Origin of the sequence: Micromonospora sp. CPCC 205739 (assembly GCF_036906795.1) — a bacterium.
In the GTDB taxonomy this organism is placed as follows: domain Bacteria; phylum Actinomycetota; class Actinomycetes; order Mycobacteriales; family Micromonosporaceae; genus Micromonospora.
In genome coordinates this window covers 377,485-401,646 of record NZ_JBAKHS010000004.1, presented here as the reverse complement: position 1 = coordinate 401,646, position 24,162 = coordinate 377,485, and the positions used below count along the sequence as shown (strand labels likewise).

The 24,162-nt window shown below is 72.6% G+C and carries 21 protein-coding genes, 1 tRNA gene, 1 other RNA gene and 1 pseudogene; 8 read left to right on the top strand and 16 right to left on the bottom strand.

What is annotated here, in order from left to right; translation table 11 throughout:
* Positions 1 to 6: 6 nt before the first annotated feature.
* Entirely contained in the window at positions 7 to 483 is a 477-nt protein-coding gene (locus V6U88_RS10080) for a hypothetical protein (RefSeq protein WP_334451823.1), read from the top strand.
* A gap of 168 nt (positions 484 to 651) precedes the next feature.
* Here V6U88_RS10080 and V6U88_RS10075 read toward each other — a convergent pair.
* A tRNA-Ala gene (locus tag V6U88_RS10075) sits at positions 652 to 724 on the bottom strand.
* A gap of 90 nt (positions 725 to 814) precedes the next feature.
* Positions 815 to 1,405 carry a YqgE/AlgH family protein gene (locus V6U88_RS10070; protein ID WP_334451822.1) on the bottom strand — a complete coding sequence of 197 codons (591 nt, stop codon included), beginning with the start codon at positions 1,403 to 1,405 and terminating at the stop codon, positions 815 to 817.
* Between the two features lie 150 nt (positions 1,406 to 1,555).
* Between V6U88_RS10070 and V6U88_RS10065 the strand changes: the two genes are divergently transcribed.
* Together V6U88_RS10065 and mdlC are read left to right on the top strand one after the other, a co-directional pair.
* Positions 1,556 to 2,359, top strand: coding sequence for an S-methyl-5'-thioadenosine phosphorylase (locus tag V6U88_RS10065; RefSeq protein WP_334451821.1), 804 nt, complete (start codon positions 1,556 to 1,558; stop codon positions 2,357 to 2,359).
* A 138-nt stretch (positions 2,360 to 2,497) separates the two neighbouring features.
* Positions 2,498 to 4,093 carry a benzoylformate decarboxylase gene (gene mdlC / locus V6U88_RS10060; protein WP_334451820.1) on the top strand — a complete coding sequence of 532 codons (1,596 nt, stop codon included), beginning with the start codon at positions 2,498 to 2,500 and terminating at the stop codon, positions 4,091 to 4,093.
* Between the two features lie 3 nt (positions 4,094 to 4,096).
* Here mdlC and V6U88_RS10055 read toward each other — a convergent pair whose 3' ends face one another.
* The 9 genes from V6U88_RS10055 to pruA all read right to left on the bottom strand — a co-directional run bounded on the left by V6U88_RS10055 (position 4,097) and on the right by pruA (position 12,209).
* Positions 4,097 to 5,044 carry a hypothetical protein gene (locus V6U88_RS10055; RefSeq protein ID WP_334451819.1) on the bottom strand — a complete coding sequence of 316 codons (948 nt, stop codon included), beginning with the start codon at positions 5,042 to 5,044 and terminating at the stop codon, positions 4,097 to 4,099.
* A 41-nt stretch (positions 5,045 to 5,085) separates the two neighbouring features.
* The gene (locus V6U88_RS10050; protein ID WP_334451817.1) at positions 5,086 to 5,550 is read right to left on the bottom strand and encodes a hypothetical protein; all 465 of its coding nucleotides are present in this window, start codon (positions 5,548 to 5,550) and stop codon (positions 5,086 to 5,088) included.
* A gap of 171 nt (positions 5,551 to 5,721) precedes the next feature.
* Positions 5,722 to 6,097: a transfer-messenger RNA gene (gene ssrA / locus V6U88_RS10045) on the bottom strand.
* Between the two features lie 104 nt (positions 6,098 to 6,201).
* Positions 6,202 to 6,681, bottom strand: coding sequence for an SsrA-binding protein SmpB (smpB, locus tag V6U88_RS10040; RefSeq protein ID WP_334451815.1), 480 nt, complete (start codon positions 6,679 to 6,681; stop codon positions 6,202 to 6,204).
* Between the two features lie 138 nt (positions 6,682 to 6,819).
* Positions 6,820 to 7,695 carry a permease-like cell division protein FtsX gene (ftsX, locus tag V6U88_RS10035; RefSeq protein ID WP_334451813.1) on the bottom strand — a complete coding sequence of 292 codons (876 nt, stop codon included), beginning with the start codon at positions 7,693 to 7,695 and terminating at the stop codon, positions 6,820 to 6,822.
* Between the two features lie 70 nt (positions 7,696 to 7,765).
* A complete protein-coding gene (ftsE, locus tag V6U88_RS10030; protein WP_088969966.1) occupies positions 7,766 to 8,446 on the bottom strand; it encodes a cell division ATP-binding protein FtsE in 681 nt (226 codons plus the stop codon).
* Positions 8,447 to 8,564: 118 nt separating this feature from the next.
* Positions 8,565 to 9,686 carry a peptide chain release factor 2 gene (gene prfB, locus V6U88_RS10025; protein ID WP_334451810.1) on the bottom strand — a complete coding sequence of 374 codons (1,122 nt, stop codon included), beginning with the start codon at positions 9,684 to 9,686 and terminating at the stop codon, positions 8,565 to 8,567.
* Positions 9,687 to 9,750: 64 nt separating this feature from the next.
* Positions 9,751 to 10,266, bottom strand: a complete 516-nt coding sequence (locus V6U88_RS10020) for a PadR family transcriptional regulator (protein WP_334451808.1) — start codon at positions 10,264 to 10,266, stop codon at positions 9,751 to 9,753.
* A gap of 314 nt (positions 10,267 to 10,580) precedes the next feature.
* On the bottom strand, positions 10,581 to 12,209 hold the full coding sequence (gene pruA, locus V6U88_RS10015) for an L-glutamate gamma-semialdehyde dehydrogenase (protein ID WP_334451806.1): 1,629 nt from the start codon (positions 12,207 to 12,209) through the stop codon (positions 10,581 to 10,583).
* Positions 12,210 to 12,563: 354 nt separating this feature from the next.
* Here pruA and V6U88_RS10010 point away from each other — a divergent pair, with 354 nt between their 5' ends.
* Positions 12,564 to 13,580, top strand: a complete 1,017-nt coding sequence (locus tag V6U88_RS10010; protein WP_334451804.1) for a hypothetical protein — start codon at positions 12,564 to 12,566, stop codon at positions 13,578 to 13,580.
* A gap of 16 nt (positions 13,581 to 13,596) precedes the next feature.
* Here the strand turns inward: V6U88_RS10010 and V6U88_RS10005 are convergent, their stop codons facing one another.
* A complete protein-coding gene (locus tag V6U88_RS10005) occupies positions 13,597 to 14,106 on the bottom strand; it encodes a DUF6912 family protein (protein WP_334451803.1) in 510 nt (169 codons plus the stop codon).
* Positions 14,107 to 14,304: 198 nt separating this feature from the next.
* Between V6U88_RS10005 and V6U88_RS10000 the strand changes: the two genes are divergently transcribed.
* Positions 14,305 to 14,532, top strand: coding sequence for a helix-turn-helix domain-containing protein (locus V6U88_RS10000; RefSeq protein ID WP_334451801.1), 228 nt, complete (start codon positions 14,305 to 14,307; stop codon positions 14,530 to 14,532).
* Between the two features lie 106 nt (positions 14,533 to 14,638).
* Complete coding sequence (locus V6U88_RS09995; RefSeq protein ID WP_334451930.1) at positions 14,639 to 15,223, top strand: Rv3235 family protein; 585 nt, start codon at positions 14,639 to 14,641, stop codon at positions 15,221 to 15,223.
* A gap of 99 nt (positions 15,224 to 15,322) precedes the next feature.
* Here the strand turns inward: V6U88_RS09995 and secA are convergent, their stop codons facing one another.
* A complete protein-coding gene (gene secA, locus V6U88_RS09990; RefSeq protein WP_334451799.1) occupies positions 15,323 to 18,223 on the bottom strand; it encodes a preprotein translocase subunit SecA in 2,901 nt (966 codons plus the stop codon).
* Between the two features lie 170 nt (positions 18,224 to 18,393).
* On the opposite strand from secA, the gene V6U88_RS09985 reads away from it, so the two are divergent.
* Positions 18,394 to 19,551 carry a GNAT family N-acetyltransferase gene (locus tag V6U88_RS09985; protein ID WP_334451798.1) on the top strand — a complete coding sequence of 386 codons (1,158 nt, stop codon included), beginning with the start codon at positions 18,394 to 18,396 and terminating at the stop codon, positions 19,549 to 19,551.
* On the top strand, positions 19,548 to 20,657 hold the full coding sequence (locus V6U88_RS09980) for a GNAT family N-acetyltransferase (protein ID WP_334451796.1): 1,110 nt from the start codon (positions 19,548 to 19,550) through the stop codon (positions 20,655 to 20,657). The genes V6U88_RS09985 and V6U88_RS09980 overlap by 4 nt, the downstream gene beginning before the upstream one ends.
* Before the next feature lie 76 nt (positions 20,658 to 20,733).
* Here the strand turns inward: V6U88_RS09980 and hpf are convergent.
* The 3 genes and pseudogenes from hpf to V6U88_RS09965 all read right to left on the bottom strand — a co-directional run bounded on the left by hpf (position 20,734) and on the right by V6U88_RS09965 (position 24,139).
* Positions 20,734 to 21,356 (bottom strand): annotated as a pseudogene (gene hpf / locus V6U88_RS09975) (ribosome hibernation-promoting factor, HPF/YfiA family).
* Between the two features lie 247 nt (positions 21,357 to 21,603).
* Positions 21,604 to 22,311, bottom strand: coding sequence for a ComF family protein (locus V6U88_RS09970; RefSeq protein WP_334451794.1), 708 nt, complete (start codon positions 22,309 to 22,311; stop codon positions 21,604 to 21,606).
* Between the two features lie 7 nt (positions 22,312 to 22,318).
* On the bottom strand, positions 22,319 to 24,139 hold the full coding sequence (locus tag V6U88_RS09965) for an LpqB family beta-propeller domain-containing protein (protein WP_334451928.1): 1,821 nt from the start codon (positions 24,137 to 24,139) through the stop codon (positions 22,319 to 22,321).
* Between the last annotated feature and the right edge of the window lie 23 nt (positions 24,140 to 24,162).

Genomic DNA, 24,162 nt, shown 5'->3' with positions numbered 1-24,162 from the left:
GCGACGATGGCCGACGCTCGACGGAGCACGACCGGGGCCGCCGCCAGGCCCACCAGCGCCCGGAAGGCCACCGGGGCCCGCAAGGCCCCGATGAACCGCAAGGCGGCGGCGAAGAAGGTCGCGGCCGCCACGAAGCGGGCGACCGGGGCGAGCGTGGCCAAGAGCCCGGGTGAGAAGCCCACCCCGACGACAGCGCGGGTGGCTCGGAAGAAGGCGACCTCGGCGACGGCCGCCCCGACCCGCACCCCGACCGCCAAGGCGGCCGCCGCCAAGAAGGCACCCGCCGCCAAGAAGGCAGCCCCCGCCAAGAAGGCGCCCGGGACGAGGGCGGCGACGAAGAAGGCGCCGACGAAGAAGGCGCCGACGAAGAAGGCCGCGGCTGCCCGTGCGCGGACGACCACGGCCACCCGGGCGCCGGCGAAGAAGGCCACCACCATGGAGTCCTTCGGCAACCGGCGCGCGCCCCGCAAGACCAACCGCTGACGGCCCGCCGGTCCCGGCTGTTCCGGGGCGGCACCGCCTCGGCCACGTCCCGCTGGTGCGATGGAGAGCGCGCTGTGGGGCGAGGGCCAGTAGTAATGTTGGCTACTTCACGCATCGGAAACGACGAAGGGCGCCCGTCATCTCTGACGAACGCCCTGGTCTCAAGGGTGGAGCCGAGGGGACTCGAACCCCTGACCCCCACACTGCCAGTGTGGTGCGCTACCAGCTGCGCCACGGCCCCTTGCTGTCGTCCCCGGTGTCCCGGGCACGCAGAGAACTATACACACGCTGCCCGGCATGGTCATCTCGCGGGGTCCCCACCCCGGGGCGCCTAGTTGAGCGCCACGTCGGGCGGGAAGTGGGCGACCGCCGCCAGCATCCCGCCCTGCCTCCGCAGCACCATCGGCCACAGGTCGTCCGGCCGGTCGACGAAGGCGTCCCCGGGCAGCGCGTCGAAGACGAACCAGGAGCCGTCCTCGATCTCCTGCTCCAGCTGCCCCGAGCCCCATCCGGAGTAGCCGGCGAAGACCCGGATGGCGCCGAGGCCGTCGCGCAGCCTCTCCGGGTCGGCCGACAGGTCGACGGTGCCCACCGCGCCGGAGATCTGCTGGAAGCCCTTGAGCCGGCGCATCGGGTGCCGCATCCGGGCCAGGCAGATCGCCGAGTCCGGCTGCACCGGGCCGCCCTCGAAGAGCACCGCGGGATGGCGGGCCAGGTCGCTCCAGTCGCCCAGTACGTCGGCCACCGGCACCTCGGTCGCCCGGTTGAGCACCACGCCGAGCGCCCCGCCGGCCTCGTGGGCGACCAGCAGCACCACCGTGCGGTCGAAGTTCGGATCCTTGAGGGCCGGAGTCGCGACCAGCAGCCGCCCGGTCATGGACTCCATGGCTCGACCGCCGATCGCCCGTCCCTCCTCCTGCATCTCGGACACCGTCAGCCGCGCGCCGGGTCGTGGAACCGGTCGCCGTCGGCCATCCGCGCTGTCACCGCCATGCCTGGCACCATAGCCTGCGCCCGGGGCGGTGGCTAAGGTCTGACCGGCGGGTGATCGAGCGGGAACGAGGGAGGGTCGATGGGTCCGACGGCGGACATCGCGGTGATCGGCGGGTCTGGGCTCTACGCGCTGCTCGACGGCGCCACCGAGCACGTGGTGGAGACGCCGTACGGGGCGCCCTCGGACCCGGTCACCGTCGCGGAGGTGGGTGGGCGGCAGGTGGCCTTCCTGCCCCGGCACGGCCGCGACCACCGGTACCCGCCGCACCTGATCCCGTACCGGGCGAACCTGTGGGCGCTGCGGTCGCTCGGGGTGCGCCAGGTGCTCGCCCCGTGCGCGGTCGGCGGCCTGCGGCCGGAGCTGGGCCCGGGCACCTTCGTCGTGCCCGACCAGCTGATCGACCGCACCAGCGGCCGGGCGCAGACCTACTACGACCGGGGCGCGGTGCACGTGCCCTTCGGCGACCCGTACTGCCCGGTCGGGCGGCGTACGCTGCTGGCCGCCGCGGCCGGGCGGGACGTGCCGGCGGTGGACGGCGGCACGGTGGTGGTGGTCGAGGGGCCGCGCTTCTCCACCCGCGCCGAGTCCCGCTGGTACGCCTCGATGGGCGGCACGGTGGTCAACATGACCGGCCACCCGGAGGCGGTGCTCGCCCGCGAACTGGCCCTCTGCTACACCTCCGTCGCGCTCGTCACCGACCTGGACGCCGGTGTGCAGGCCGGCGAGTCGGTCACCCAGGAGGAGGTGTTCCGGGTCTTCGCCGAGAACACCGACCGGCTGCGCGGCGTGCTGCTGGACGCGCTGGGCGCCCTGCCGGCCGACCGGGACTGCCCCTGCGGGCACGCCCTGGACGGCATCAAGACGCCCTTCCCGCTGCCCTGAGCGGCCCCGCCCGGGTGCGCCCGGCACGGTGAGCGGCAAAGCGCCCGACTTGTCCACCTCGCCCCGATAGATTCGGCAGGTCGGGGGCCGGTGTCAGCGCGAGCGTGCGGCACCCGCCGGACAGGGAGGCAGGGGGCGATGGCGACCGTCCGGGACACCACGTACGAGCTGCTGCGCGCCCTGGGCCTGACCACCGTCTTCGGCAATCCCGGCTCGACCGAGCAACCGTTCCTCCAGGACTTCCCCGCGGACTTCTGCTACGTGCACGCCCTGCAGGAGGCGTCCGCGGTGGCGATGGCCGACGGGTACGCACAGGTCACCGGCCGGCCCGCGCACGTCAACCTGCACACCGCCCCGGGTACCGGCAACGGCATGGGCAACCTGGTGACCGCCTGGCACAACCGGACGCCGCTGATCGTCACCGCCGGCCAGCAGAGCCGGGAGATGCTGCTGACGGAACCCCGACTGACCAGCCGCGCGCCGACCGAGCTGCCCCAGCCGTACGTGAAGTGGAGCTACGAGCCGGTCCGCGCGCAGGACATCCCGGCGGCGTTCATGCGGGCGTACGCGATCGCCGCCCAACCGCCGTCCGGGCCGGTCTTCCTCTCCCTGCCGCTGGACGACTGGAGCCAGCCGGCGGACCCGCCGCCCCCGGTGCGTACCGTGGCGACCCGCTTCGGGCCCGACCCCGGGCGGCTGCGGGAGTTCGCCGCGCTGCTGGCCGCCAGCCGCTCCCCGGTGCTGGTGCTCGGCGCGGCGGTGGACCGGGCCGAGGCCTGGCCGGTGGCGGTGGCGGTGGCCGAGCGGCTGGCCGCGCCGGTCTGGTCGGCACCGGCCCCGGAACGGGCCGCCTTTCCGGAGCGGCACCCGCACTACCGGGGGGTGCTCCCCTTCGCGATCGCGCCGCTGGCCGAGAAGCTGCGCGGGCACGACACGGTGCTGGTCGTCGGCGCGCCGGTGTTCCGGTACTACCCGTACGTCCCCGGCGCGCACCTGCCCGACGGCACGCGGCTGCTGCACGTCACCGACGACCCGGACGAGGCCGCCCGCGCGCCGGTCGGCGACAGCCTGCTCGGGGACGCCGGGTTGACCCTCGCCGCGCTGCTGGACCTGCTGCCGGCAACCGACCGACCGGCGCCGGAGCCCCGACCGGAGGCGGGACCGCCGGAGCCCGCCGATCCACCGGACGCGGACGCGCTCTTCGCCGCGCTGGCGTCCTGCTGGCCGGCCGACGGGGTGCTGGTCCAGGAGTCACCGTCCAACCTGGCCGCGCTGCGCCGGCGGCTGCCGACAACCCGCCCGGCGTCGTACTTCACCATGGCCAGCGGCGGGCTCGGGTACGGCCTGCCGGCGGCGGTCGGCATCGCCCTCGCCGAGCGGGACGCCGGTCGCAACCGGCCGGTGGTGGCGGTGATCGGCGACGGCTCGTTCCACTACTCGGTGCAGGCGCTCTGGACCGCCGCCCGGTTGCGCCTGCCGGTCGTCGTGCTGGTGCCGGTCAACCAGCAGTACACGATCCTCAAGTCGTTCGCCGAGCTGAAGCACACCCCCGGCGTGCCCGGGTTGGACCTGCCCGGCCTGGACCTCACCGCGATCGCCCAGGGGTACGGCTGCGCCACCCGGGTCGTCGGCACGCCGGACGAGCTGCCCGACGCGCTGGCCGCCGCGCTGCGGGCCGAGGGTCCGACGGTGCTTCCGGCGCCGATCAGCGGCGAGGTGCCGCAGATCCTCTGACCGTCAGCCGGCCTGCTGGATCAGCACCTGCCCGGTGAGCACGTCGAGCACCGGCCGGCCGCCGAGCGGCGCCTTCAGGGTGACCGTGACCGGCTCCAGCTTCAGTTGGTCGGTGCAGACGCCGGTGGCGCGGACGACCCCGCCGCCGACCACGACCACGTCCTCGCGCTCCTGCACCAGCGGCGTGATCCCGGTGTCGCAGGCGCCCACCCCGAGCACGTAGGTCAGCCGCGCCCCGTCCACCCGCTCGGTGTGCTGGGCGCCGACCACGCCGTCGGGACCCGGCCGGGTCGGTGCGGTCGGCTCGGGCACCGGGGTGACCGACTGCGGCGCCACCGCGACCCGGGCCACCGGAACGGCCAGCTCCGCCACGGTGAACAGCCAGGCCGGCACGTCGGCCACGCCACGGCTGGTGCGGACTTCGGCGGTGCCGAGCTTGACCGCGGTGACGGTGAGCGGGACGCAGGCGGTCGAGACCGGGCTGGAGACGGACCCGTCCGGGCCCGGCTCGATCGTCGGGGCGGGCACCTTCGGCCGCCCCTCGCACGGCGGCGGGTCACCCTGGTCCAGCTGCCGGTACGCCTCGGCGGCGCTGACCAGCGGCGTGGTCATCGTGCCGTCCGGGAACCGGATCGTGCCGGCGGCCGGGCGGGTGGCCGGCACCTCGATCTGGTCGGAGTACCAACCGGCCCGGAAGGCGACCTCCGTGTCGGCGGTGAAGTTCGGGTCGCCGACCAGGACCGTCGGGTCCTGCAGCGGCACGTACCCGGTCCGCCAGGCCGGTGCCGGGCGCCACGCCTCGGCGACCTCCGTGGCCCGCTGGTCGAACGCCTCCCACCGCTGGTCGCGGTCGGTGGCGGACGGTCCGCCGGCCGGGTCGGAGCCGGCCGGCGCGCAGCCGGCCGCGGTGACCACCAGGGGCAGGCCCAGCAGGGCGAGGATTCGGCGCATGGGGGTTGGACGCGGCGCAGCACCGCGCCGGTTCCCGCCGGTCAGGTTTCGCCGCCCAGATCCGTCTGGTACGCCTGCCAGAGCAGGTCCGCGCCGCGCTGCCGGTGCCGGGACAGCGCCCGCAGCAACTCGTCGGTGCGCCGGCGCAGCTCCTCGGCACACACCCCGGGCCGTTCGACCGCGCGTTGGAGGTCGGCCAGCGCCGCGACGATGGCCGCGTGCTCGCGGGTCAGCAGCCGCACGCCACGGTGCAGCCGGGGCGCCTGGGCGAGCACCTCCGCGTAGAGGCCGGCCGGGCCCTCGGTGATCTGGACGTGTTCGGCGAAGCCCCGGCGGACCGGGGCGAGGTGGACGATGACGCGTTCCCGCCAGCGCGGCTCCCCCGGCGGTACGGCGAGCGCCCGGGCCAGGGCGGGCAGGCCGCCGGGCGGGGCGGGCGGGCGCGCGGCGGGCGGGCGGACCGCCGGCGGGGCGACGGACGGCTGCTGGATCGGACCGGTGACCATGGGCACCTCCCGCGTTGCTGCACTACCGCATACAGCGATGGTGGACCCCTGCCGACGGGGCTGTCCAGGGGCGGGAGCGTCTCTTTCGCCCCGTGCGTCCCGATGGCCCCAGCAGACGCCGGAGAGACGACTGTGCGCCCCGGTCCAGGTGGACCGGGGCGCACATCGAGGTGGTGGAGGTGCCGGGAATCGAACCCGGGTCCTTCGCCGGTTTGTCAGGGCTTCTCCGAGCGCAGCTCGCTATGCCTCTACTCGGCCCCACCGCTCACGCGAGCAAGTTGGTGTGACGGGCCCAGTCGCTGATTGATCTCGCCGCACGGACCCCGCGACCGGGTCCGATTGGCCAGCCTCCTAGCTGATGCCGGCTGACTGGGACGAAGGCGTTCCCAGGCCGACAGACTCACTACTCGCCTCAGGCGGCGAGAGCGAAGTCAGCGCGATTGTTCTTGGCGCTTATTGGTTTCCGACGAACGATTCTCGAGACGACGTCGGCTTCCTCGGCTCGCTTCCCCTGCCGCAACGTACGAAGTCGAAACCAGTCACCCCCTCGGTCGGCCGCCCTGGTGGCGGCTCCGTCAAGAATAACGCCTGCCGCAACCGGATTCATCCCGAGGCCCGGGCCGGATCATCGACCCGGACAGAGACGACAAATCAGTCGTCCATGCCCTTGCCGCGCCGACCGGCCACCCGGGCGATCTCCCGGTCGGCGTCCCGCTTGGCGAGGTCCTGCCGCTTGTCGTACGTCTTCTTACCCTTGGCCAGGGCGATCTCCACCTTGGCCCAGCCGTCGGAGAAGTAGACCTGCAACGGCACCATGGTCAGGCCGCCCTCGCGGGTCTTGCCGATCAGCCGGTCGATCTCCAGCCGCTTGAGCAGCAGCTTGCGGGTACGCCGCGGCTCGTGGTTGGTCCACGTGCCCTGGGTGTACTCCGGGATGTGCATGCCGTGCAGGTAGAGCTCGCCGTTGCGCTCCTGGGCGAACGCGTCGACCAGGGAGGCCCGACCCGCCCGCAGCGACTTGACCTCGGTGCCGGTCAACGCCATGCCCGCCTCGTACGTGTCGAGGATGGCGTAGTCGTGGCGCGCCTTCTTGTTGGAGGCGACCACCTTGCGGCCCTTTTCCCGTGGCATCGGCGCCACCCCCTTTCCTTCTGATCCACGACCGGTACGACCGGCCGCGGGGCGGAGATCATGCTACCCGAGAGACAAGGGCCCTCCCGCGCCGTTTATTCCAGCGCGGAAGGGCCCTGACCGGGAGCCGCCGGGCGACTAGACCCGCAGGTAGAAGCGGAGCGTGATCCAGCCGGTGACGGCGCTGAACAGGGCGCCGACGCCCGCCATGATCGGGAACATCAGGAAGATGTCGCCCCACGAGACCGGCGTGATCAGGCCCTCCAGGGCGGAGAGCGAGCCGCTGCCGCCGAAGTACTTCCCGAGCGCCATGAACACCAGCGCGAGGACCGATCCGATCAGGCCGGCGACCACGGCCTCCAGCACGAACGGCGCCTGGATGAACCAGTTCGAGGCACCGACGAGCTTCATGACCGCGACCTCACGCCGCTTGCTGTACGCGGCGACCTGGATGGTGTTCGCCACCAGGAGCAGCGCGGCGGCGGCCATGAACACCGCGATCACCAGCGCGAAGGTCTGGATGCCGGTGAGGACGCCGAAGACCTTGTCGAGCAGCCGGCTCTGGTCGACGATCTCGTCGACCCCCTCGGTGTCCTTGTACTGGTCGTAGATGCTCTTGTACTGCTCCGGGTTGACCAGCGTGAGCCGGAACGACTCGGGCAACTGGTCCGCCTTGACGGCGTTCACCAGGTCCGGGGCGTCCTGGTACATCTCCTGGAACCGCTTGTACGCCTCGTCCTTGTTGACGTAGATGACCTCCTTGACCAGGGGGTCGCTCTTGAGCTTGGCGTCCAGGTCGGTGCGCTGCTGCTCGCTGACGTCGGTGGCGAGGAAGATCGAGACCTGGACGTTCTCGTAGTACAGGTCCTTCATGTCGCCGACCTTCTGGTACAGCAGACCGGCCCCGCCCAGCATGAACAGCGACACCGCCATGGTGATGATCATGGCGATGGTCATGGTGACGTTGCGCCACAGTCCGACCAGTACCTCGGACAGGACGTATTTCATCCGCATCGGGTGTTCCTCCGGCTCTCCGGCATGAGGTGTTCGTCGTCAGGGTGTACGGCAGGGGTGGAGCGCCGGCTCACCCGTAGACGCCGCGGGCCTGGTCGCGCACGATGCGGCCGCTCTCGATCTCGACGACGCGGCGGCGCATCTGGTTCACGATGTTGGAGTCGTGCGTGACCATCACGACGGTCGTGCCGGTGCGGTTGATCCGGTCCAGCAGGCGCATGATCTCGATCGAGGTGTCCGGGTCCAGGTTTCCCGTCGGCTCGTCCGCCAGCAGGATCAGCGGACGGTTCACGAACGCCCGGGCGACGGCCACGCGCTGCTGCTCACCACCGGAGAGCTCGTGCGGGTAGCGGTGCTCCTTACCACCGAGCCCGACCAGCTCCAGCACCTCCGGCACGACCCGGCGGGCGACCGCCTTGGTCTTGCCGATCACCTCGAGAGCGAACGCCACGTTCTCGTAGGCGGTGCGGTTCGGCAGCAGCCGGAAGTCCTGGAAGACGCAACCGATCGAGCGCCGGAAGTGGGGTCGCTTCCAGGAACGCATCGTGGTGACGTCCTTGCCGTTCACGACGACCCGACCCTTGTTGGGGCTGACCTCGTGCAGCAGCATCTTGATGATGGTGGACTTGCCGGAGCCGGATGGACCGATGAAGAAGACGAACTCGCCCTTCTCGATCGAGACGGACACGTTGTCGAGCGAAGGCCGGGACGCCTTCGGGTACGTCTTCGTCACTTGCTCAAGCTGAATCACGGGTGGTGAGTCTACGCGGTGTAACCGCTGAGCCAAGTCCTACGCCCCACCTCTGCGAAACGCGTCATCGATCGTCCCTCCTACCAGGAGATCGATGACGCGCTCCGCCCACGCTTGATCACGCAGCGTCGTTGGCGAGCTGCTGCTGCTTGCGCCAGCGGATGCCGGCCTCGATGAAGCTGTCCAGATCGCCGTCGAAGACCGAGGACGGATTGCCAGTCTCCTGCTCGGTTCGGAGATCCTTCACCATCTGATAGGGGTGCAGGACGTAGGAGCGCATCTGGTCGCCCCACGAACCGGCAGCGTCCGTCTTGAGGCCCTGGAGCTTGGCCTGCTCCTCCTGCCGCTTGCGCTCCAGCAGCCGGGCCTGGAGCACCCGCAGCGCGGAGGCCTTGTTCTGCAGCTGGGACTTCTCGTTCTGGCAGGTCACCACGATGCCGGTGGGGATGTGGGTGATCCGCACCGCCGAGTCGGTGGTGTTGACGCTCTGCCCACCCGGCCCGGAGGAGCGGTAGACGTCGATCCGCATCTCGTTCTCGGGGATCTCGATGCTGTCGGTCTGTTCCACCACCGGCAGCACCTCGACCCCGGCGAAGCTGGTCTGCCGGCGGCCCTGGTTGTCGAAGGGGCTGATCCGGACCAGCCGGTGGGTGCCCGACTCGACGCTGAGGGTGCCGTAGGCGTACGGGACCTTGACGGTGAAGGTGGCGGACTTCAGGCCGGCCTCTTCCGCGTACGAGGTCTCGTAGACCTCGGTCGGGTAGCCGTGCCGCTCGGCCCAGCGCAGGTACATTCGCAGCAGCATCTCGGCGAAGTCGGCCGCGTCCACCCCGCCGGCGCCGGCCCGGATGGCGACCAGCGCCTCCCGGGAGTCGTACTCGCCGGAGAGCAGGGTGCGGACCTCCATCTCCTGGATGGCCTTGCGCAGCCCGCCGATCTCCGTCTCGACCTCGGAGAGCACCCCCGGGTCGGACTCGGCCTCGGCCAGCTCGAGCAGGACACCGGCGTCGTCGAGCCGGGAGCGGAGGCTGCCGAGCTTGCTGATCTCGCCGTTGACGTACGAGAGCTGCGAGGTCACCTGCTGTGCCTTGGCCTGGTCGTCCCACAGGTCGGGCGCGGACGCCTGCTCCTCGAGCCGGGCCTTCTCCTCGTGCAGGCGGTCGAGGTCGAGCACGGCCTCGATGTTGCGTAGGGTGGCGTCGAGTTCCTTGAGCTGTTCGGCGTAATCGGCAGCGGTCACGACAGACAAGCGTACTGTGCGTGCGGCGGTCCGCTCACGTCACACCGCCGACCCGGGCAGATGATCAGCCGACCGGGGCGGTCTTCAGCCAGGAGAGCGCCGCCTTGTGGTAGGCCACGGCGAACTCCAACGCGCTCGCGTCGTAGTTCTCGCCCTCCTTCTTGGCGTTCTTCACCTGCTCGCGCACGTGCGCCAGGGCCTCGGTGTGGTACTCGTTGGCCGAGGCGTAGAGGTTCTTGAGCTGGCTGGCCGAGTGCAGGTTGCCGAAGGCGATCCGCAGGGCGATCGGGTTGCGGATGGTGTCCCGGCCCGGGTTCTCCGCCAACCAGCGGGAGAATGTCCGTTTCCCGCTGGCGGTGATCGCGTACGGCTGGCTCATCCGCGGCCCGGGCTTGCCGAGCCGCACGAAACCCCGCTCGGCCAGCACCGGCAACTCGCGGTAGACCTGACTGCGGGTCATCGACCAGTACGGCGCCAGTCGGCGCTCGGCGGCGGCCATCAGTTGGCCGCCTGTCATCGGGCCCTCGTGCAGCAGCCCCAGCAGGGCCGCCGCGGTGGGGTTGACTCCGGATTCCGCCATGCCCTCTAAGCTGCCACTTTGCCGTCGCAGCGTCCAGGATTTCCGGATTTGCCACCCAGGAGGATTTCCAATGTGCACTGTCGGCGGACGACAGTGCTGCCAGGACTATCGATGCCTACCGCCCATACGGCGTCCTCCCCACCCCCGGACGGCCACCCCCACTCCCCCACCCGGCCCCCACCTGCACTTTCGGCGGAGAGCGCGGCCATGACGCGCCGAATGGTCACGCTTTCCCGGAAAGTGGCGCTCAGAAGCGGGCGGACACGGAGCGGCCGCCGGTGACGCTGGGCGTCGCCGGCGGCCGGTGAACCGCGTCAGAGCATGTGCGGGTAGGTGTGGTCGGTCGGCGGGACGAACGTCTCCTTGAGCGTGCGCGGCGACAGCCAGCGGACCAGGTTGAGCCAGGAGCCCGCCTTGTCGTTGGTGCCGCTGGCCCGGGCGCCACCGAACGGCTGTTGCCCGACCACCGCGCCGGTCGGCTTGTCGTTGATGTAGAAGTTGCCGGCCGCGTACCGCATCCGCTCGGCGACCGCCTCGACCACCCGCCGGTCGTTGGCGAAGATCGAACCGGTCAGCGCGTACGGCGCGATCGACTCGGCCTGGGTGACCACGTCGTCGAAGCGGGCGTCGTCGAAGACGTGCACGCCGAGGATCGGGCCGAAGTACTCGGTGGTGAATGTCTCGTGCGCGGCGTCGCTGCACTCGAAGAGGGTGGGCCGGACGAAGTAGCCGACCGAGTCGTCGGCGGTGCCGCCGGCGAGGATCCGGCAGGTGTCGTCGTCGGAGATCAGCTCCAGGGCGGCGGTGTGCCGGCTGAACGCCTTGTCGTCGATCACCGCGCCGCCGAAGTTGCTGAAGTCGGTGACGTCGCCGTAGGTCAGCGAGTCCGTGGTGGCGGCCAGCCGGTCGCGCAGCCCGCCCTCCCAGAGCGAGCGCGGCACGTACGCCCGCGAGGCGGCCGAGCACTTCTGGCCCTGGTACTCGTACGCGCCCCGGATCAGGGCGGTGTGCAGGGCGTCGACGTCGGCGCTGCTGTGCGCGACCACGAAGTCCTTGCCGCCGGTCTCGCCGACCAGGCGCGGGTAGCCCCGGTAGCCGGCGATGTTCTCGCCGACGGTCCGCCACAGGTGCTGGAAGACCTTGGTGGAGCCGGTGAAGTGGATGCCGGCCAGGTCCGGGTCGGCGAGCACGACGTCGGAGACCTCCTCGCCCCGCCCGGTGACCATGTTGATCACGCCCGGGGGCAGGCCGGCCGCCTCGAACAGCCGCATGGTGAAGTGCGCGGCGAACTGCTGGGTCGGGCCCGGCTTCCAGACCACGGTGTTGCCGAGCAGGGCCGGGGCCGAGGGCAGGTTGCCGGCGATCGCGGTGAAGTTGAACGGGGTGACCGCGTAGACGAAGCCCTCCAGCGGGCGGTGGTCGAACCGGTTCCACACCCCCGGCGACGACATCGGCTGCTCCTCGAGCAGCCGGCGGGCGAAGTGCACGTTGAACCGAAGGAAGTCGATGAACTCGCAGGCCGAGTCGATCTCCGCCTGGACGACGGTCTTGGACTGGCCGAGCATGGTGGCGGCGTTGAGGGTGTCCCGCCACGGGCCGGCGAGCAGCTCGGCGGCGCGCAGGAAGATGGCGGCCCGCTCCTCGAACGGCAGCGCGCGCCACATCGGCGCGGCGTCCTTGGCGGCCTTGACCGCGGCGCGGGCGTCGTCGTGGTTGGCGTGGCCGGTGACACCGAGCACGTGGGCGTGCTTGTGCGGCTGGACGACGTTGATCGACTCGCCGCCGGCCATCCGCTGCTCGCCGGCGATCGTCATCGGCAGCTCGATGCGCTCGGCGGCCAGCTCGGTCAGGCGCCGCTGCAGCCGCTCCCGGTCGGCGCTGCCCGGCTCGTAGGTGCGTACCGGCTCGTTGCGCGGCTCGGGTACGGAGAACACGGCGTCCATCACAGGCTCCTGTGCGATCTCGACGGCGGTGGCGAAATCGGACCCGCGGGCACCGACCGGACGGCCGGACACCGGGCACCGCGCGGTGAGGCGTCGCGGCGGCGGGACCTCCGGCGATTCTCCCACGGCCCCCTCGGGCCGATCGCACGCCGCCCGTCCGGAAACCAAAGATCGGGAAGCCCCGGTCCGCGCCGGGCGCCGATCCGTACCCGAACGGCCCTCGCGGCCGAAGAAAAGCAGGCCGGTGACCGGCCAGCGGGCGCGCGGAGCCGGCGCGGGCGGGCGCGTACGCTGGATGACCGGTGACCTGCCCCGGCCCGCCGCCACGGCCGGCCGCCCGTCGAAGGGGAGACGATGAGCAAGCAGCCCGGCAGTTCGACGGCCGCGGAGCCGGACCAGCCGGACACCGCCGACCCGGTCGACGAGGTCGCACCGGCGGCCGAGGCCGCCCGCCCGGCGCGCGCTCCCGGCGCACCCGTGCTGGCCCTGCTGGCGGTCGGTTGGCTGGCGGCGATGCTCTGGTCCACCCGCGAGGCGATCAGCTCGGCGGCGGCCGGCCTCACCGCGATCAGCCTCTCCGCCTTCGCCCTGCCCGGGGTCATCTCGGCCGCGCTGGTGGCCGGGGCCGCGGTCTCCCTGGCGGTGACCGGGCTGCTGGCCCGGCGGGGCATCGACCGGGCCACCCTGCGCTTCGTGGTGGCGGTCGGCACCGGCCTGCTGGTCGGGCTCGCCGCCGCCGTCGCGATCAACCTGACGTACGCCGACAACGCGACCACCAACACGATCGCCGGCACCAGCGCCGCCGCGGCCATCATCGGCGGGGCGCTGGCCGGGGCCCGCGACGCCGCCCCGGTCGGCGCGATCGTCACCGCCGCCCTGGGCACCCTGCTCTTCGTGGTGGCGTTCAGCCGGGCCCGTGACCCGCTGTTCGACCTGTTCGGTGCCGACGGCTCCCAGGCCTCGCTGCTGAGCGCCGCCAAGTGGGTATCCCGCACCGAGTCGCTGCTCGCCGGCGTGCTGGCAGGGCTGCTCGCCTTCGGCTACCTGGTCTGGGCCCGCCGCCGGGCGCTGCGGCGCGACCCGGCGGCGCCCGCGCTGCGCTGGCCGGCGTACCTGGTCGCCGGGGCCGGGCCGGGCCTGCTCCTGCTGCTCGCCGAGGTGGTCATCCGGGTCGGCGGGCGGACCCTGCTCGACCTGGCCGGCGCGCTGAGCGAGGCGGACGCGGTCGCCCAGACGAGCCTCGGCACCTCGCGGGTGGACAACGGCATCTGGGTGCTGTTCGTGGGGGCGCTGACCGCGCTGGTCGCCTTCGGCCGCACCCTCGGCCCGGCGCCGCGCGACGACGACGACGCGGAGCCGGTCGAGGACTGAGCCCGGCGGGCTCGCCTCAGGAGGCCGCGCGGAGCAGCAGGTCCAGCTCCGAGGGGTCGTACCACTCCAGCTCGTGGTCCTCGGCGCCGTCGACGGTGAACTGGGCGTCCGGGTCGCCCGCCACGGCCTCGGCCACCACCTCGACGGCCGCGGCGACGTCGTTCACCGCCTCCGCCCCGTCCACGTGCAGCGCGGCCACCGAGGTCACCGGCACCGGCTGGTCGAGCCGGACCGTGCTGGAGCCGAGGTCGCCGTCGCCCCGACCGACCGTCGAGGGGGGCAGGTCCACCGAGACCACCACCCGGCGCCGGGGCGCGGCCGGGTCCTCCCGGAGCAGCTGGAGGGCGTCCTGGGCGGCGCGGGTGAACGCGACGTACTCCAGCTCCTCCTCGTCGCCCTCGGCGTACCACTCGCGCAGGGCGGGGGTGACGGCGTGCGCCTGGCCGGCGGACAGCCCCTGCTCCCGCAGCCGGGCCAGCATCGGCACGGTCGCCGGGACGTACACCCGGACCAGCTCGTCGCTCACCGTCGTTTCCCCCGATCGTTCGCGGACCGGCGGGTCTGCCGGTCCCGGGCGCAGATCATGCCGTACGCCGAGACCGTCATACACCGCGCACCGGCGCAGGGGAAGTTGCCGCACCGCGCCACCGGCCCGGGTGCTGCTGGGCCACCTCGGCCCGCAGTGGCAAACTGAGGCAAACGACGCCAACCCCGGGGGTTATCCGTGGAGCCGAGGTTTCTCCTGCTCTCCGACGTGGCCACCGAGCTGAACGTGTCGGACTCGCAGGTCTACCACATGGTGCGCAGCGGAGAGCTGCCCGCGATCAAGATCGGCGGACGCGGCCAGTGGCGCGTCGAGCGCGCCCGGCTGGAGGAGTACATCCAGCGCAAGTACACCGAGACCGCCGAGTGGGTACGCGGCAACCCCCTCGCCGACCGCGACACCGAGTAGCCACCCCGATGCGGTCGGCCATTGACGGCGGGCACTGTCATGCCCGAGTATCGAAGCTTGTCGGAGGCAAACGCAAGCAAACGCAACGATCCAAGGGGTGAGCACCATGGTCGACTCCCGCCGTCCCGGGCCCTCCCGGCCCCCGGTCCGGCTGCGCCCCGCCCCGGTCAGCGACCCGCCCTACGTCGACGAGTCACCGGACCTCTGGCCCCGCCCCGCCGGCCAGCTCGCCCTCGACCTCTTCGGGGCGGCACACCAGAGCGCCGGCCGCCCGCCCGGCCGCCGGCACGATTCCCGCCCCGGGCCGTCACGGCCCCGCTCCGGCCCGCCGCCCGAAGCGCTCGCCACCGCCACGCCCGAGGCCACCCGCGCCGCCCAACGCTTCGTCGCCACCTTCCTCGAGATCCTCAACGGCTACCGCCCGCCCGGCCAGCTCCGGTCCCTGGTCGAGCCGGGACGGGCCGCCGAGGTGACCGAGCAGCTGGCCCGCGCCTCCGCGCGCACCGGCCCGCTGCGCCGCCGGTCCAGCCGGGCGGCCGTGCACCTGCGCCGGCTGCGGGTCTGTGAGCCACGGTCGGCGGCGGTCGAGGCCGCCGCGGTGCTCGCCGGTGCCGGCCGCAGCTGGGCCCTGGCGGTACGCCTGGAGCAGCGCCGGGGCGGCTGGCTCTGCACCGCCCTGGAGGTGCTCTGACCCCGCTCCGCACCGGTCGGGGAACGGCGAGAGCCGCGGCCCTGAAGGACCGCGGCTCTCGTCGTGCCGACTGGGCGGGGGCGGGCCCCCGCGTCAGGATCAGGCGCCGCCGTTGGGCGCGCCGTGGCAGCGCTTGTACTTGCGGCCGGAGCCGCACGGGCAGGGCGCGTTGCGGGACGGGCCGGCTTCGGCCTCACCCTCAGCGGGCTGTCGGCCGGCGGCGCGGGCCGCGGCGGCCTGACCGCTCGCACCGGCGCCCACCGGGCGTCGCGGGGCGGCGGGGCGGGGCGGGGTCTCCGTACGCCCGACGCCGAGCGCGGGCGCCTCCTGCTCGGGCCGCTCCACGACGACCGCGCCGCGGCCGGCCTCGCCGTCGACGGTCGGAGCGGAGTACTGCAGGCCCTGCTGCTGCGGGGCGCGGCTGAGGCCCTTGGCGCGGATCTCGACCGGCTTCTCCAGGAGCTGGATCTCCTCGGCCTCCGGCTCCGGCTCCTGGACCTGCACCTCCAGGTTGTAGAGGAAGCCGACCGTCTCCTCCTTGATGCCGTCCATCATGGTGGCGAACATGTCGAAGCCCTCGCGCTGGTACTCGATGACCGGGTCGCGCTGGGCGTACGCCCGCAGGCTGATGCCCTCCTGCAGGTAGTCCATCTCGTAGAGGTGCTCGCGCCACTTGCGGTCGATCACCTGGAGCAGCACCATCCGCTCCAGCTGGCGTACCGCCTCCTCGCCGAGCTGCTCCTCACGCCGGTCGTACGCGGCGTGCGCGTCCTCCTTGAGGCGGGCGAGCAGGAAGTCGGCGTCGATGCTGGCCCGACTGCCGCCGGCCTCCTCCTCCATCTCCTCGATGGTGATGCCGACCGGGTAGAGCTGCTTGAGGCTGGACCAGAGCTGCTCCAGGTCCCAGTCCTCGGCGTAGCCCTCGCTGGTGGCACCGGTGACGTACGCGGTGACCGTGTCGTCGATCATGTTGCGGACCTGGTCGGAGAGGTCCTCGCCGTTGAGCACGCGCAGCCGCTCGGCGTAGACCACCTGGCGCTGCTTGTTGAGCACCTCGTCGTACTTGAGGACGTTCTTGCGGATCTCGGCGTTCTGGCCCTCGATCTGCGCCTGCGCGCTCTTGATCTGGCGGGTGACCATCTTCGACTCGATGGGCACGTCCTCCGGGATGTTGAAGCGCTCCATCACCGCCTCGACCGCGCCGGCCCGGAAGCGCTTCATCAGCTCGTCCTGCAGCGACAGGTAGAACCGGGACTCGCCCGGGTCGCCCTGCCGGCCGGCGCGACCACGCAGCTGGTTGTCGATCCGGCGGGACTCGTGGCGCTCGGTGCCCAGCACGTAGAGACCGCCGGCCTCGGCGACCTCCTCGGCCTCGGCCTCGCACGCCTGCTTCCAGGTGGGGAGGACCTCCTCCATCGCCTTGGCGTACTCCTCCTCGTTCTCCACCGGGTCGAGGCCGCGCTGGCGCAGCTCGCTGGTGGCGAGGAACTCGGGGTTGCCGCCGAGCAGGATGTCGGTACCACGGCCGGCCATGTTGGTGGCGACGGTGACGGCGCCCTTGCGGCCGGCCTGGGCGACGATCTCCGCCTCGCGGGCGTGGAACTTCGCGTTCAGCACCGAGTGCGGGATGCCGCGGCGGCGCAGCAGCTGGGAGAGGATCTCCGAATTCTCCACGGAGACGGTGCCGACCAGCACGGGCTGGCCCTTCTCGTGCCGCTCGGCGATGTCCTCGATGACCGCGTTGAACTTGGCCCGCTCGGTCTTGTAGATGACGTCGGGGCGGTCCTCCCGGACCATCGGCCGGTGCGTCGGGATGGTCACGACGCCGACCTTGTAGACCTTGTTGAACTCGCCCGCCTCGGTCTGGGCGGTACCGGTCATGCCGGAGAGCTTCTCGTAGAGGCGGAAGTAATTCTGGAGGGTGATGGTGGCCAGGGTCTGGTTCTCCTGCTTGATCTCCACCCCCTCCTTGGCCTCGATCGCCTGGTGCATGCCCTCGTTGTAGCGCCGGCCGTGCAGGATGCGGCCGGTGAACTCGTCGACGATCAGGACCTCGCCGTCGCTGACGATGTAGTCCTTGTCGCGCTTGTAGAGCTCCTTGGCCTTGATCGCGTTGTTGAGGTAGCCGACCAGCGGCGTGTTGACCGACTCGTAGAGGTTGTCGATGCCGAGCCGGTCCTCGACCTTGGCGACACCGCGCTCGGTGACCGCGATGGTGCGCTTGGCGTAGTCGACCTCGTAGTCGCCCGCGCCGTCGGTGCCGGGCTGGAGCCGGGCCACCACGCCGGCGAACTCCTGGTACCAGCGGGCGGAGTGCTCGGCCGGGCCGGAGATGATCAGCGGCGTGCGGGCCTCGTCGATGAGGATCGAGTCGACCTCGTCGACCACGGCGAAGTTGTGGCCGCGCTGGACCAGCTCGTCCCGCGACCAGGCCATGTTGTCGCGCAGGTAGTCGAAGCCGAACTCGTTGTTGGTGCCGTAGGTGATGTCGCACTCGTACGCGGCGCGGTGCTCGGCGGCCGGCCGGTTGGGCAGGACCACGCCGACGGTCAGGCCGAGGAACTCGTGCACCCGCCCCATCCAGGCGGCGTCACGCTGGGCCAGGTAGTCGTTGACCGTGACCACGTGCACGCCCTTGCCGGAGAGCGCGTTCAGGTAGACCGCCATGACCGAGGTCAGGGTCTTGCCCTCACCGGTCTTCATCTCGGCGATGTTGCCGAAGTGCAGCGCCGCGCCGCCCATCACCTGGACGTCGTACGGGCGCTGGCCGAGCACCCGCGCGGCCGCCTCGCGGACCGTGGCGAACGCCTCCGGCAGCAGGTCGTCGAGGGTCTCACCGTCGGCGAGCCGCTCCCTGTACTGCTCCGTCAGGCCGCGCAGCTCGTCGTCGGTGAGGTTGACGTAGTCGTCCTCGATCGAGTTGACGGCGGCGGCGATGGCCTTGAGCCGACGCACCATACGGCCCTCGCCGGCGCGGAGGACCTTTTCCAGAATCGACACGGATCAACGCTCCCCTAGACAGTCTCGAACCATCGTAGGCGCTCCATCGGCGCGATGGTCACTGGTGGCGGCGGACCGGCCCGACAAAACCGACATAGGACGCAGGCAGTGGCCACTGCCGGCGGTTATCCGGTTACGCCCACCGCGAACGATCCGGCACGATGGCTCGGATGGAGCCTGTGGAGATCATCGAGGACGGCCTGCTGCTGCGCCCCTGGCAGGCAGGCGACGCGGACGCCGTGCACCGCGCCTGCCAGGACCCGGACATCCAGCGCTGGACCACCGTACCGCGCCCGTACCTGCCGGAACACGCCCGCGGCTTCGTCAACGGGATCGCCCCGCTGGCGTGGGCCGAGGGCACCGGGGCGCCGTTCGCGGTCTGCGACCCGGACACCGGCGAGCTGCTCGGCTCCTGCGGCCTCGTCTCGATCGACCCGGCCCTGGCCTCCGGCGAGATCGGCTACTGGACCGCGTCCTGGGCGCGCGGCCGGGGCGTCGCCGTACGGGCCACCCGGGCGGTCGCCCGCTGGGCGTTCGACGCGCTGAAGCTGCGCCGGCTGGTCTGGCAGGCCGAGGTCGGCAACCATCACTCCCGGCTGGTGGCGCTGCGCGCCGGCTTCCAGGTCTCCGGCGAGCTGCGGCTGGCCCAGCCGGCCGACGGCGGCCGGGTGGAGGGCTGGATCGGCTCGCTGCTCCCCGGCGAGGTGCCCGCGCCGGGCGAGCCCGGCCCGGCCGGTCCGGACACCCTCGACGCCCGGCGGGCCGCCGTCCTCGGCCGCCCGCAGCCCGTCCTCTTCGCCACCGCCGGCGGGGCCGAGCTGCGGCTGCGCCCGATGGAGGAGCGCGACCTGGACGCGATCGTGACGACCTGCCAGGACCAGGACACCGTGCGCTGGACCACCGTTCCGCATCCCTACCAGCGGCGCGACGCCGAGTGGTACCTCGACCTCTGCGGGGCCAGCTGGGCGCGCGGCACCAGCGCCTGTTTCGTCATCGCCGACGCAGACGACGCCTACGCCGGCACCATCGACCTGCGCCTGAGCGCCGCCGACCCGCTCCTGGCCGACGTGGGCTTCATGACCGCCCCGCACGCCCGAGGCCGCGGCTGGATGCCGGCCGCGCTCGCCGCGCTGACCGCCTGGGGCTTCACCACGCTGGGCCTGGCCCGGATCGAGTGGAAGGCACACGTCGGCAACACCGCCTCCCGGCGGGTCGCCGAGAAGGCCGGCTTCACCGTCGAGGGCACCGCCCGGGGCGGGTTGCAGCACCGGGGCGAACGGGGCGACGCCTGGGTGGGCGCGCTGCTCGCCGAGGACATGACCTCGTGACCCCCGAGATCGTCGAGTCTCACGAGGTCCGGTTGCGCCCGTTCCGGCTCGACGACGTGGCGGACACCGCCGCCGCCTGCGCCGACCCGCTCACCCAGCGGTTCATCTCCGGCATGCCCGAGCCGTACACCGAGCAGAGCGCCCGGTGGTGGATCACCGAGGGCGCACCGGCGGCCTGGGCCACCGGCGGCGCCGCGTACGCGATCGCGGACCCGGCCAGCGACCGGCTGCTCGGCGGGATCGGCCTGAGCCAGCCGGTGCCGGCGCGGGCCCAGGCGGAGATCGGCTACTGGGTGGCGCCGTGGGCGCGCGGCCGGGGCGTGGCCACCGCCGCGACCCGCGCGCTGGCCGGGCAGGCCTTCGCCGCCGGGGTCGCCCGGCTGGAACTGCTCACCGACCGGGAGAACGCGGCCAGCCAGCGGGTGGCGCTGGCCGCCGGGTTCCGGCACGAGGGGGTACGCCGCGACGCGAACCCCAGCCGCGGCGGCGGCCGGCACGACCTGCTGGCCTGGGTACGTCTCGCCGACGATCCCGCCGGCCCGACGCCCCGGGCGCTGCCCGACCTGCCCGACGGCCGGCTCACCGACGGTCTGGTGACGCTGCGCCGGCTGGCCCCCGACGACGTGGACGTGCTGCACCGGCTGCACGGCCTGCCGGAGGTGGTGGCCAACCGGGTGCCCCCGGTCGCGCCCACGCGGGAGGCGGTTCTCCGGCGCTGCGCGCTCGCCGAGAGCCACTGGCTCACCAGCGCCTCGGCGGACCTGGCGGTACTCGACGCGACGAGCGGGACGGTGGCCGGCGGCTGCGCGCTGGTGTACGACGAGCCGGCCACCGGTCAGGCCATGCTCGGCTTCAGCCTGCTGCCCGAGTGGCGGCGGCGGGGACTCGGCGGCGCGCTGGTGCGGCTGCTCGCCGGGTGGGCGTTCGACCAGGTCGGGCTGGCCCGGCTCTGGGCCGGCACCCGCCCGGACAACGCCGGCGCCCAGCGGGTGCTGGAGTCGGCCGGCTTCCGCCGGGAGGGGTTGATGCGGGGCCGGCTACCCGGCCCGGACGGCGCCCGGGTGGACTCGGTGCTCTACGCGCTGCTCGCCGACGATCCGCGCTGACCGCGCCTCGGTCACGGAGCCGTGCGTGGGCGAACCCACCGCGACTCCGTGACCGGCTACGAGGGGTGGACAGGGGTCAGGTGTCGAGCGAGATGATGCCGTAGTCGTACGCGTGCCGCCGGTACACGACGCTCGGGCGGCCGGACTCCTTGTCGTGGAACAGGTAGAAGTCGTGTCCCACCAGTTCCATCTGGAACAGGGCGTCGTCCACGGTCATCGGTTCAGCGGGGTGCACCTTGGCCCGGGCGAGGTGCCAGGGCTGGTCGTCGTACTCGTCGGCCGGCTCCTCGGCCCGTTCGGCCACCGCGGTGGCCGTGCCGCCGGACGGCGCGCCCAGCTCGGCCACCGGCAGACCGGCGGTGGCGGCGGCGACGGAGATCGGTGCGTGCCGGCCCCGGTGCACGCGGCGGCGGTCGGCCGCCCGGCGCAGCCGGGTGTCCAGCTTGGCGATGGCCGCGTCGAGCGCGCTGTAGAAGTCGTTCGTGCAGGCCTCCGCCCGGATCACTGGCCCCCGGGAGACACAGGTGATCTCCACTCGCTGGCAGGTGTCGGACTGGCGGGGATTGCGTCGTGGAACAACTCCACGTCAACGCGGATGAGCTTGTGGTCGTAGCGTTCGATTTTTGCGAGTTTCTCAGCTACGTGCACCCGGTAATGGTCCGGCACTTCGACGTTTCGGCCCTTGACCACGATGTCCACGTGACCTCCCTTATTTCGGATGGTCGTCTGATCTTCAATCCGGTCGACCGACCTCGGGAGCATCCCTACGGCGTCGACCGGTCAGGTACGGCTACGCCTCCTTCCACCGCCGGGGGTGGGTTTGAAACCTCCTACCCCCGACAGCAAAACGCTAACTCCTGTTCGCCCAACAGTCACCCCCAGTTGCCGAGAACCCTCAGGAAATTCACACCTCCTACACCAAGGGGTGAAACGGAAACACGAAGCGTCACCAATGGCGCCGCTTTTGCGTTGCGGCGAGCACCGCCGCCGCGTTCGGCGTTATTCCCGAAGCCCGCAATGTGCGGGCCACCGCCGCCAGTGTCGCCCCGGTGGTGAGGATGTCGTCCAGCACCACCACGCTGCGGCCGCCGGCCGCCCGCCCGCCACCGACCGCACGAGGCCGGAACGCCGACGCCGCCGCCGCGGCCCGCCCGGCGCTGTCCAGCGCCACCGAGTCCGGCCGGGGCACCGCCCGCAGCGGCCGGGCCGTCCGCACGTCCCAGCCGGCCCCGCGCAGCCGCCGCGCCGCGTGCCGGGCCAGCCGGCTCAGGTGATCGCCGTAGCGGGACCGGGCCGCCGCCGCCGTGTCCGGCACCGGCACCAGCAACACCGGCCGCGCCGGGCCCACCGCCTCGGCCACCACCTCCGCCAGCAGCGCGCCCAACGGCCCGGCCAGACCGTGCCGGCCCCGTTCCTTGTACGCCAGCAGGGCCTCCCGCAACGGCCCGCCGTACGGGCCCAGGGCGTGGCAGGGCGGCAGGTCGGGCGGGGCCGGGGTGGGGCGCACCGGACCGGGGCGCAGCGCTTGGAGCTCGGTGGCGCAGTCCGGGCAGAACCCGCGCCGGCTCGCCGACCCGGGTCGCCGGCAGCCGGCGCAGCCGGTCGGCAGCAGCAGGTCGGTCAGGTCCGCCCAGAGCCCGCCGCCGCCCCGCACGACGCGCTCAGTACAGGAAGAAGGGGGCGGTCGGGCTGCCGGGGCGGACGCCGGCCGGCGGCGGCGTCACCTCCAGCACCTGGTCCCGCCGGATGGTGTCCGGCGAGGGGTAGCGGTAGGCGACCCCGTTGGCCTCGTACATGATCAGCGCGCTGGGCAGCCGCACCACCGGGTTCGTCGGGTACGCGGTCAGGTGCGTCACCCGGGCCCCCACGTCTGCCACCAACGCGGTCTCCAACGCGCCGTCGATGCTCACCTGGTAGACCGCCGAGCGATCGGCCGTACCGGCCACGACCAGGGTGTTCTCCGCCGCCCAGTCCACCGCCGACAGGTCGCGCAGCGAGGTGGCCACCTCGCGGGCCGGGCCGACCGAGACCAGACCGCCGTCCAGGTTCACCGCCGCCAGGTAGAGCCGGCCCCCGACCACCAGGGCGAGCCGGTGCCCGTCCAGCGAGCCGGCCACCGCCGTCACCGGGCCGGGGGCGGTCAACGGCACCTGGATCGTCCGGCCCCGGTCGTCGAAGCGGTGGAGCTGGCCGTCGGCGACCACCAGCCCGTACGGCTGGGCCGGATCGAGCGAGCGCAGCCACACCGGTCGGCCGATCGCGCCGAACGTCCGCGGACCCGGGGTGAGCCCCTGCACCGGGTCGGTGCCGTACCCGACGGCCAGCCGCTGCCGGCCACCCGGGGCGCCGACCACCAGGGCGGCGAAGATCTTGTCCTCCACCCGGCTGAGCCCGGCGGAGACGACGTTGCGGTTGCCGGCCGGCACCAGCGGCACGACCCCGCTGGCCTCCTCCGGGAAGGTCAGCGCGTGAATCGCGCCGTCGTAGACGGCGAACCGCTGCGGGGTGTCGTCGATCGGGTAGAGCGGGTGCGCCAGGCGGTGCTGGCGGAGGTCCGCGATCGCCACTCGGGACTGGTTACGGGTGGTCAGGTGGAGTCGGCCGTCCAGCTCCGGCAGGGACCAGGCGAGCTGGATGCCGATCTTGCCGAGCTCGCGGCTGTCGTCACCCGGCAGTTCGAGGGTGACCTCCCAGCGCCCGTCCGTCTCGATCGCGTTGTTGATCAGCGCGGTACGGTCCGGCAGGGGTCGGGCACCCGGGCGCAGCCACTCCGACGGGCCGGCGATCAGCCACTTGACCACCTCGCTGACCCGCCGCTCGTGGGGCACCGTCAGCGGCAGGTAGCGCTGGTCGGCGACCAGCCGGGTCTGGTTGGAGTTCCAGAAGTAGACCGCGGTGGTCTGGTAGTACTGGCGCAGCGCCTCGTCGCTGAGCAGCAGCACGTTCGGCGGGTCGGTGACGAAGAGGCCGGCCTCCTCGGTGCCCTGCTGCCCGGGCGACACCGCCCCGCGCAGGGTGAACCGGTACTCCCGCTCGGTCGCCACCGGGGGAGCCAGGACGCCGTTGGAGCGCAGCACGCCGATCTGCTGCACCGGCAGCCTTACCGAGAACAGCCCGTTGGCGTTCTCGGTGATCACCGGGTCCTCGGTCAGCCGCACCACGTTGACCGCGACCTCGCTGCCCTGCTTGTCCTGCAGGCGGCCCTTGTTCTCCGGGGCGATGAACTGCTTGACCCGCGCGTACGCCCGCTCCGGCTCGCCGGCGGCGGCGGAGAGGAAGTTGCGGACGAACATCTCCCGGTCGGTGCCGGCGGCCGCGCGGGCGGGCGGCTCGTCGCGGCGGAAGCTGGACGCACCGGCCTCCACCGCCGGCCCGGACCCGTCCACCTGCACCTCGGTGTTCTCGGGGATGCCGCAGCCGACCACGACGAGCAGCGCGGCGCAGAGCGCGCCGGCCAGCGTCCGCCCGCGCGGGGCCACCATCCGGACGATCACGGCATCACCCC